The sequence below is a fragment of the Streptomyces otsuchiensis genome (genome assembly GCF_004305975.1).
Taxonomy (GTDB): domain Bacteria; phylum Actinomycetota; class Actinomycetes; order Streptomycetales; family Streptomycetaceae; genus Streptomyces; species Streptomyces otsuchiensis.
In genome coordinates this window covers 1-9,265 of record NZ_BHZI01000229.1, presented here as the reverse complement: position 1 = coordinate 9,265, position 9,265 = coordinate 1, and the positions used below count along the sequence as shown (strand labels likewise).

5 protein-coding genes and 1 tRNA gene are annotated in these 9,265 nt (G+C 73.4%); 4 read left to right on the top strand and 2 right to left on the bottom strand.

Annotation, left to right across the window (positions count from 1 at the left end):
* Positions 1-290: 290 nt before the first annotated feature.
* A complete protein-coding gene (gene mfd, locus E0D90_RS19700; RefSeq protein WP_130799464.1) occupies positions 291-3,848 on the top strand; it encodes a transcription-repair coupling factor in 3,558 nt (1,185 codons plus the stop codon).
* A gap of 129 nt (positions 3,849-3,977) precedes the next feature.
* Here mfd and E0D90_RS19695 read toward each other — a convergent pair whose 3' ends face one another.
* Entirely contained in the window at positions 3,978-4,631 is a 654-nt protein-coding gene (locus tag E0D90_RS19695) for a DUF4352 domain-containing protein (RefSeq protein ID WP_157996897.1), read from the bottom strand.
* A 184-nt stretch (positions 4,632-4,815) separates the two neighbouring features.
* Here E0D90_RS19695 and E0D90_RS19690 point away from each other — a divergent pair, with 184 nt between their 5' ends.
* The 3 genes from E0D90_RS19690 (at position 4,816) to E0D90_RS19680 (ending at position 9,021) form a co-directional block, all read left to right on the top strand.
* Positions 4,816-6,732: an N-6 DNA methylase gene (locus E0D90_RS19690; protein ID WP_227870344.1), complete on the top strand. Its 1,917-nt coding sequence runs from the start codon at positions 4,816-4,818 to the stop codon at positions 6,730-6,732.
* Positions 6,733-6,793: 61 nt separating this feature from the next.
* Positions 6,794-7,627: a hypothetical protein gene (locus E0D90_RS19685; protein WP_130799461.1), complete on the top strand. Its 834-nt coding sequence runs from the start codon at positions 6,794-6,796 to the stop codon at positions 7,625-7,627.
* Entirely contained in the window at positions 7,624-9,021 is a 1,398-nt protein-coding gene (locus E0D90_RS19680) for a serine/threonine-protein kinase (protein WP_130799460.1), read from the top strand. The genes E0D90_RS19685 and E0D90_RS19680 overlap by 4 nt, the downstream gene beginning before the upstream one ends.
* A gap of 79 nt (positions 9,022-9,100) precedes the next feature.
* On the opposite strand, the gene E0D90_RS19675 is transcribed toward E0D90_RS19680, so the two are convergent.
* Positions 9,101-9,173: transfer RNA gene (locus E0D90_RS19675), tRNA-Gln, on the bottom strand.
* Between the last annotated feature and the right edge of the window lie 92 nt (positions 9,174-9,265).

Here is a 9,265-nt window from a genome sequence, read left to right as displayed (position 1 = left end):
CCGCACGCCCACCCCCTTCCGTCGACAACGCGCCGGGAGCGCGCCGCCCGCGCCTCCGTCTTCGCCGGGCCTCCGGCCCACCGCTCGCCGCGCTCGCCGTGGCCGGGGGCACCGCTGCGTGTGAGCGGCGCGAAGCCGCCCTCGGGGGTGGCCCGTGGTGGCTCCGCCGAGGCTCCCGGCCGAGGCGCCGGAGCCGGCTCCAGCCCGTAGTCTGGAAGACCTGAGAACCCGGCCCGCCCTGTGCGTCCGGGGGTAGCAGTGTGCCCAGTCACCGGGATGGAACTTCGCTCATGAGCCTCTACGGCCTGCTCGACGCCGTCGTCGACGATCCCGCTCTCGCCGAGGCGGTCGCGGCGGCCGGCACCGGCCACCGTCGGCACGTCGATCTGGTGGGACCGCCGGCGGCACGCCCCTTCGCCGTCGCCGCGCTGGCCCGGGAGGCCGGCCGGCCCGTCCTCGCGATCACCGCGACCGGCCGCGAGGCCGAGGACCTCGCGGCCTCGCTGCGCTGCCTGCTGCCCGCCGACGGCATCGCGGAGTTCCCCGCCTGGGAGACGCTGCCCCACGAACGCCTCTCGCCGCGCTCCGACACCGTCGGCCAGCGACTGGCCGTGCTGCGCAGGCTCGCCCACCCCAGCGCCGACGACCCGGCCACCGGTCCGGTCTCGGTCGTGGTGGCCCCGATCCGGGCCGTGCTCCAGCCGCAGGTCAAGGGACTGGGCGACCTGGTGCCGGTCTCCCTGCGCGGCGGGCAGCGGGCGGATCTCGGCGAGGTGACGGAGGCGCTGGCGGGCGCCGCCTACTCCCGGGTGGAGCTGGTCGAGAAGCGCGGCGAGTTCGCCGTGCGTGGCGGGATCCTGGACGTCTTCCCGCCCACCGAGGAGCACCCGCTGCGGGTGGAGTTCTGGGGCGACGACGTCGAGGAGGTCCGCTACTTCAAGGTCGCCGACCAGCGGTCGCTGGAGATCGCGGAACACGGCCTGTGGGCACCGCCCTGCCGAGAGCTGCTGCTGACCCCGGCAGTGCGTGCGCGGGCCGGCGAGGTGGCCGCCGCCCACCCCGAGCTGGGCGAGCTGCTCTCCAAGATCGCCGAGGGCATCGCGGTCGAGGGAATGGAGTCCCTGGCGCCCGCCCTCGTCGACGACATGGAACTGCTCCTGGACGTGGTGCCCGAGCGGACGCTCGCCGTCGTCTGCGACCCCGAGCGCGTTCGCACCCGTGCCTCCGACCTGGTGGCGACCAGCCAGGAGTTCCTCCAGGCGTCCTGGGCCGCCGCGGCGATGAACGACGACGCGGAGGCGCCGATCGATCTCGGCGCCGCCTCGTTGCGTGGTCTGGCCGAGGTACGGGAGCGCGCGGCGGAGCTGGGCATCGGCTGGTGGACGGTCAGCCCCTTCGCCGCCGACAGCGAGGCCGGGGGAGAGGACGACACCGACGACACCCTGCGCCTGGGCATGAAGGCTCCGGAGAGCTATCGCGGCGACACCGCGCGGGCGCTCGCCGACACCAAGGGCTGGCTCGCCGAAGGATGGCGGGTGGTCTACCTCACCGAGGGACAGGGCCCGGCGGCCCGTGTGGCCGAGGTGCTCGGAGACGCCGGGATCGCGGCCCGCCAGGACCCCGTCGTGGACGGGCCGCCCGCGCCGTCGGTGGTGCAGGTGGCCTGCGGGTCGCTCGACACCGGTCTGATCGCACCGGCCATCCGGCTCGCCGTGCTCACCGAGACCGACCTGACCGGGCAGAAGTCCGCCGCCAGGAGCGGCGCCCGGATGCCGGCCCGCCGTCGCAAGACCCTCGACCCGCTCACGCTGGAGGCCGGCGACTACATCGTCCACGAGCAGCACGGCGTCGGCCGCTACGTCGAGATGGTGCAGCGCACCGTGCAGGGCGCCACCCGTGAGTACCTGCTGGTGGAGTACGCCCCGGCCAAGAGGGGCCAGCCCGGCGACCGGCTGTTCGTACCGACCGATCAGCTGGAACAGGTGACCAAGTACGTCGGCGGTGAGGCGCCGTCCCTGCACCGGCTGGGCGGGGCGGACTGGACCAAGACCAAGGCCCGGGCGAAGAAGGCGATCAAGGAGATCGCCGCCGACCTGATCAAGCTCTACTCGGCGCGCATGGCCGCGCCCGGTCACGCCTTCGGCGCGGACACCCCCTGGCAGCGCGAGCTGGAGGACGCCTTCCCCTATGTCGAGACCCCCGACCAGCTGACGACGGTCGGAGAGGTCAAGGAGGACATGGAGAAGCCGGTGCCGATGGACCGCCTGGTGTGCGGCGACGTCGGTTACGGCAAGACCGAGATCGCGGTCCGCGCCGCCTTCAAGGCCGTCCAGGACGGCAAGCAGGTGGCGGTGCTGGTCCCGACCACACTGCTGGTCCAGCAGCACTTCGGCACCTTCTCCGAGCGGTACGCGCAGTTCCCGGTCCGGGTGCGCTCGCTCTCGCGGTTCCAGTCCGACAGCGAGGCGAAGGCCGTGCTGGAGGGACTGCGGGACGGTTCGGTGGACGTGGTGATCGGTACGCACCGGCTCTTCTCCTCCGAGACGAAGTTCAAGGAACTCGGGCTGGTGATCGTCGACGAGGAACAGCGGTTCGGCGTCGAGCACAAGGAACAACTGAAGAAGCTCCGGGCCAACGTGGACGTACTGACGATGTCGGCGACGCCGATTCCGCGCACCCTGGAGATGGCCGTCACCGGCATCCGGGAGATGTCGACCATCACCACGCCGCCGGAGGAGCGGCACCCCGTGCTGACCTTCGTCGGGCCCTACGAGGAACGGCAGATCGGCGCCGCGATCCGGCGGGAGCTGCTGCGCGAGGGACAGGTCTTCTACATCCACAACCGGGTGGAGTCCATCGACCGGGCCGCCGCCCGGTTGCGGCAGATCGTCCCCGAGGCGCGGATCGCGACCGCGCACGGGCAGATGTCGGAGTCGGCGCTGGAACGGGTGGTCGTCGACTTCTGGGAGAAGAAGTTCGATGTGCTGGTCTCCACGACGATCGTGGAATCGGGTATCGACATCTCCAACGCCAACACCCTCGTGGTGGAGCGTGGCGACACCTTCGGGCTCTCGCAGCTGCACCAGCTGCGTGGCCGGGTGGGACGGGGCCGCGACCGCGGCTACGCCTACTTCCTGTACCCGCCGGAGAAGCCGCTGACGGAGACCGCGCACGAGCGGCTGGCGACCATCGCGCAGCACACCGAGATGGGTGCCGGCATGTACGTGGCCATGAAGGACCTGGAGATCCGTGGCGCCGGCAACCTGCTCGGCGGCGAGCAGTCCGGCCACATCGCCGGAGTCGGGTTCGATCTGTATGTGCGGATGGTGGGTGAGGCGGTCGCGGACTACCGCGCCGCGCTGGAATCCGGTGGTGAGCTGGAGGAGACACTGCTGGACGTCAAGATCGAGCTGCCGGTCGACGCCCATGTGCCCCATGACTACGCACCGGGCGAGCGGCTGCGCCTCCAGGCATACCGGGCCATTGCCGCCGCCTCCACGGAGGAGGACGTCCGGGCGGTGCGCGAGGAGCTGACCGACCGCTACGGGGCCCTGCCGGAGCCGGTCGAGAATCTGCTGCTGGTGGCCGGCCTTCGGATGCTGGCCCGTTCCTGTGGCGTCGGTGACATCACCCTTCAGGGCAACAAGATCCGGTTCTCACCGGTGGAGTTGCGCGAGTCCCAGGAGCTGCGGCTCAAGCGGGTCTACCCGGGTTCGCTCATCAAGGAGGCGACGTCGCAGGTGCTGGTGCCGCGCCCCATGACGGCCCGGGTCGGCGGCAAGCCGGTGACCGGTCGTGAACTGCTTTCCTGGACCGGGGAGTTCCTCACCACCATCCCCGGATCCTGACGTGGGGCGACGACCGGGTCGGTAGCTTCTCGGCGCCGCCCCCGCCGTCTCGCCCCCCGCCGGCCCGATGCGTCCCCTCGCACCGGGCCGGCGGCTGTGCCGTCGGGGGCCGTCATAGGGCGGTAGCGATCAGAACTCGTGGGTCCAGAAGGCGGACTCCGACTCCCAGTCGTTCAGGTCGGACAGCTCGATCGTGAGGGAGCCGGCGTCCTCGGGGGCGTCGAACGCTATCTTCGCGGTCGCCTTGTTGCCCGGCAGGACGGTGCCGAAGGAGCCGTCGCCGATGATGTCCCAGGCGTAGACGCTCTCCGCCTCCACGCCGTCCTCGCCTGCCCGGGCGTTGAAGACGGTGAGGTCGCCGTTGTAGGACTCCTCGCCCTCGTTCTCGATCACCACGGTGAAGGCCATCGCGGTGAAGCCCTCCGCGCCCCACTCGTCCCACTCACTCTCCGGCTCGATCACCTCCGGGTCGCTGATGGTGACCTTCACGCCGAGGTTGTCGTAGACCGCCGTGTCGCCGATGGCGAAGACGCCCGACTGCCCGTCGTCGCCCTCGGCCTCGTCGTCCCCCGCGTCGGCCTGGTCCGCCTCGCCGTCGGCGGTGTCCTCCGTGGCGGCCGAACTGTCGTCGCGCTTGGGCTTGTCGCCGTCATCCGGCGTGCAGGCGGTCATGCCCCCCATCACCAGCGCCGCGCCGGTCACCCCGGCGACGGCCAGCATCCGGCGCCGCGCGAAGCCCCGTGCGATCGGACGGACTCTGGCGGTGATCTTGGTGTTCCCCATGGTGTTGCTTCCCCTCCCGGTTCGAAGCCGGCGGTTGTGAACCGGCGGAGCCATCAGAGCATGCGACTGTGAACCATGTCAACACTCGAATTGATGAATGGATACCCTTGCCGTGTACCGGTACGTTCGCCGACACTGGAGCCACCGCCGAACAGACGCGGTGGAACGGACGGGGAGTGAGAGCGTGAGCGCAACGGACACCCAGACGGCGGGCGGAGACCGGGCAGAGGTCACCGCGGCGGGCATCGCCCGTCTCGCCGGGGTCGGCCGGGCCGCCGTCAGCAACTGGCGGCGCCGCCACGAGGACTTCCCGCAGCCCGTCGGGGGTGCCGGGAGCAGCCCCGCCTTCGCCCTCACGGAGGTAGAGGAGTGGCTGCGGGCGCACGGCAAGCTCGCACGGGTCTCCGCCGAGGAGCGCGCGTGGCAGCTGCTCCAGGCCGAACCGGGGGGCGCCGCACCCGCGCTGGCCGCCGTGGGTGATCACCTCCTCGGGGACAGCTCCCCGGCCCGGCCGGCGGCCGCGTCCGCCACCCTCTCCGAGGCGGTCGCGCTGCTCGCCGCCGACCACGGCCCGGCCGCCGCCTACGAGGCCCTGCTCGAACGCCACCTGGAGACGCTCAACATCGCCTACACGCCACCGGAGACGGCCGCGCTCATGGCCGAACTGGCCGGTGCCGCCGACTCGGTGCTCGACCCCGCGTGCGGTGCGGGAACCCTCGTCGCCGCCGCGCGGGGCCGTGCTGGCGACGGTGTCCCCGGAGAACTCCGGGGCCAGGAGAAGGATCGCTCGCTGGCGCGGCTCGCCGGGCTGCGGCTGGCGTTGCGTGGCGCCGGCACCGTCCGCGTCGACGCCGGCGACAGCCTCCTCGACGACGCCCACGTCGACGCCACCGTCGAGGTCGTGCTGTGTCACCCGCCCGCCAACGAGCGGCACTGGGGCCACGACGAGCTGGCGTACGACGCCCGATGGGAGTACGGCCTCCCGGCGCGCGGTGAGTCCGAACTGGCCTGGGTCCAGCACGCCCTGGCACGGCTGCGACCAGGTGGCACCGCGGTGCTGCTGCTGCCGCCCGCGGTCGCTTCCCGCCGGGCGGGCCGCCGTGTCCGGTCCGCGCTGCTGCGGCGCGGCGCGCTGCGCGCGGTCATCGCGCTGCCCGCCGGGGTCGCGCCCCCGCACGGGCTGCCGCTCCATCTCTGGGTGCTCGGCCGGCCCGACGCCGAGGCAGCCCCGACGTCCACGGTCCTGCTCGTCGACACCGCGACCGACTTCGCGGCCGAGGAGCGAGGCGGCCTCTCCTGGCCCGAGCTGCACACGGCGGTGACCGACGCCTGGGCCGCCCACCGCGGTTCGCGGGAGTTCGAGGAGATCCCCGGGCTGCGCCGGGTGCTGCCCGCCATCGACCTGCTCGACGACGAGACCGACCTGACCCCCGCGCGGCATCTTCGGCCCCGGGTCGCGGGCGGCCCGGCACTGACCCGGATAGAGCGCGAGCTGCGCGACACCCTCAACCGGTCCACCAGCCTGCTGCCCCCCGTGGCGGACGGGGCCGCACAGCGTCCGGCCCGGCGAGCCGACCACGGGCCGTCGGTATCCGTCCCGGTTGCCGAGGAGCCGCAGTGGGCCAGCGTCACCATCGGTGAACTGGTCCGTGGGGGAGCGGTGGAGGTGCACACGGCGCTGACCTCCGGAGCCCAGCTCCCCACGGCGCGGCCCGGAGACGTCTTCGTGCCCCTGTTGTCCGCCCCGGACGGCGCGGCCGCACAGGTGGTCACGGTCGAGGGCGCGCGGCCACCGGTCGACGGGCGGCTCGCCCTGCTGCGCCCCGATCCGGAGGCGCTGGACTCATGGTTCCTCGCCGGGTTCGTGCGCGGCAGCAGCAACACCCGGCAGGCCAGCAGCTACGCCTCGCGGGCGACCCGGATCGACATCCGGCGGCTCAAGGTCCCGCGCATCCCCCTCGCGGACCAGCGCCGCTACGGTGAGCGCTTCCGCGACCTGGCCACCTTCGAGGCGGCGCTGGAACACGCCGTCGAACTGGGGCGGCAGTTCGTCCAGGGAACGGTGGACGGCCTGGCGGACGGGACGCTTCCGCCTGGGTGAGCCGATACCCTTGGCCCGTGCCGGAGTTGCGGCGATATTGTGTGCGACCGAGGGGGGAGCCATGAGACGTTCGCCGGGGGGCGCTCTCGCGCTACGGATCTTTTTCGCGACGTTTCCGCTGTGGTCCCTCGGGCTGCTCGCCTGGGTGCCCTCGCTGCGGATCGCCCTGCTTCGCCAGCGGGCGCAGGACCGGGTGGCCGCAGTGGGATTCGCGGTGCTGACCGTGGTCTATGTGTTCCTGCTCGCGCGGGTGCCGAGCGGTGAGGAGATGACAGACCTCCAGGCGTTGGCCGTCGGGGTCGTGATGCTCTCGCTCGGTGTCGGGGCGGTCGTCCACGCCGTCGTCGCCGACGTCCCGTTGCCACCCCGCGGCACCGGCACCGGCGCGGTACCGGGACCCCCTCCCGGATACGGCTACCCGCAGCCCGGCTACGGCCAGGCGCCGGCGGCCTATGGCTACCCGCAGCCGGGGTACCCCACCGCCGGGTACGGACCGCTTCCCGGACCGCCCGCCCCCGCCGCGCCCTACGCGCACACCGGGCCGGCCGGATCGACCCCGCCACCGTGGACGCCCTCCACCGCCGCACCGGGGGCGCCCGGCGGAAGCGGTCCCGGAGCGGACGCCCGCGGACACCTGGCCCACCCGCGTACCCGGCTCGACGCAGGCGGCCCCGCCCCGGCCGCAGCCGCGTCGGCCCCGCCGAGCGCACAGCCCGGCGACAACCCCGGCACCGCGCCCGCCACCAACCCCGGCACAGCCCCCGGCACCGCCCCTGGCACCGGGCCCGACAGTCCGGCGAGCGGCGGGCCGGGCGCCTCCCCCCGCATCCGGCAGGCCGTCTCCGAACTCGACGAACTCGGCGACCTGCTGCGCGGAGGGGACGACCGCAGATGACCGCCACGGTGCTGTCCGCGCGCTACGAACTCGTCCACCCGCTCGGCCGAGGCGGCATGGGAGAGGTCTGGCTGGGCCGCGATCTCGCCCTCGGGGGCCGCAAGGTGGCCGTCAAGCTCCTCCAGGCCGGACGGCTGGCCTCCCTGGCCGGAACCACCGACCCCGACGAACTGCGCCGCCGGTTCCTCCGGGAGAGCCGTGCCACGGCCCGGATCGACCACCCCGGCCTGGTCGCGGTGCACGACGCCGGCAGCGAGCACGACACCATGTATCTGGTGATGCAGCTGGTCGACGGCAGCGACCTCGCCGACCACCTGGCGGAGAACGACCCCTACCCGTGGCAGTGGGTGGTCGCCGTGCTGGCACAGGTCAGCTCCGCCCTGGTCGCCGTGCACGCCGTCGGTGTCGTGCACCGGGACCTCAAGCCGGGCAACATCATGATCCGCCCCGACGGACGGCTGACCATCCTCGACCTCGGGATCGCGGCCGTGCGCGGCGAGGACGAGGAGACCCGGCTGACCCGCACCGGCACCATGATCGGCACCCCTCTCTACATGGCGCCGGAACAGGCGCTCGGCGGAACCACCGTCGGGCCCGCCGCGGACCTCTACGCACTGGGCACCCTCGGGTACGAGCTGCTCGCCGGTGAGACACCGTTCCGTGCGGGCGACGCCACCGGTCTGCTCTACAAGAAGCTGCACGAGCAGCCCGAACCGCTCGCTACCTTCCGGCCGGACGCGCCACCCGCGCTCACGTCCCTGCTGCACCGGTTGCTCGTCGCCGATCCGCAGGGCCGCCCCGCCGACGCGCAGCAGCTGCACGCGGAGCTGGCACCGCTCCTGCCCCGGGCCGGGGTGCTCGCCGACCCGCCCGGCCGGCAGATGGACCCCACCCGTCCTTACACACACCCGCTGGCGCCGTGGCCGCCGCGGCGGTCCGGGCACGGCGCCGGCGCGGCGACCGGGGACCCGCGTGTCACGTCGAACACGGAGCCGCCGCTCGCCGCCGCGTCGGCCGACCCGCGCCGCACGGGCCCCCCGGGTACCGCCGAAGTCCCGCGCACCGGTGGGTCCCCGGCCGAGGTGCCGGTCGCCGATCTGGTGGAAGAGGCGAAGCGCGAGCTGAACGCCGGGCGTTCCGGCCCGGCCGCCGGGCTGCTCCGCCGCGCGCTCCCGCCGGCCGGTGCCCAGTACGGCGAGGACTCCACCGTGGTGCGCACCCTGCGCAAGCAGTACGCGGCGGCGCTCCTCGACAGCGGTGACTACTCGACGGCGTTGCCGGAGGTGCGGCTGCTGCTGCGGGCCTACGTGGCGAGCGCCGGACCCCAGGCGCCGGTCGTCGAGCAACTGCGCGCCGACGAACAGCTCTGTCTGCGGGAGCTGGGCCGCGTCTGAGGTCGCCGCCGGGCAGGTCGCCGGGCAGGTCGCCGGGCAGGATCGCCGTGCGGCTCGCCGCCCGGCAGCGTGGAAGGGGCTCCGCCGGCTGGATTCGAACCAGCACTACAAGGATTCAAAGTCCTGCGGGCTACCTGTTACCCCACGGCGGACGGCCGAGAAGACACTACCTGAGTCACCGCCCGGTGACCGACCCCGCGTCCCGCCCTACCGACCCCGCGTCCCGCCCCGACCGGGCGTGGCC

Excerpts from the sequence above, each read along its gene's own strand:
- mfd (WP_130799464.1), top strand. The coding sequence starts at position 291 with ATGAGCCTCTACGGCCTGCTCGACGCCGTCGTCGACGATCCCGCTCTC.
- E0D90_RS19695 (WP_157996897.1), bottom strand. The coding sequence starts at position 4,631 with ATGGGGAACACCAAGATCACCGCCAGAGTCCGTCCGATCGCACGGGGC.
- E0D90_RS19685 (WP_130799461.1), top strand. The coding sequence starts at position 6,794 with ATGAGACGTTCGCCGGGGGGCGCTCTCGCGCTACGGATCTTTTTCGCG.
- E0D90_RS19680 (WP_130799460.1), top strand. The coding sequence starts at position 7,624 with ATGACCGCCACGGTGCTGTCCGCGCGCTACGAACTCGTCCACCCGCTC.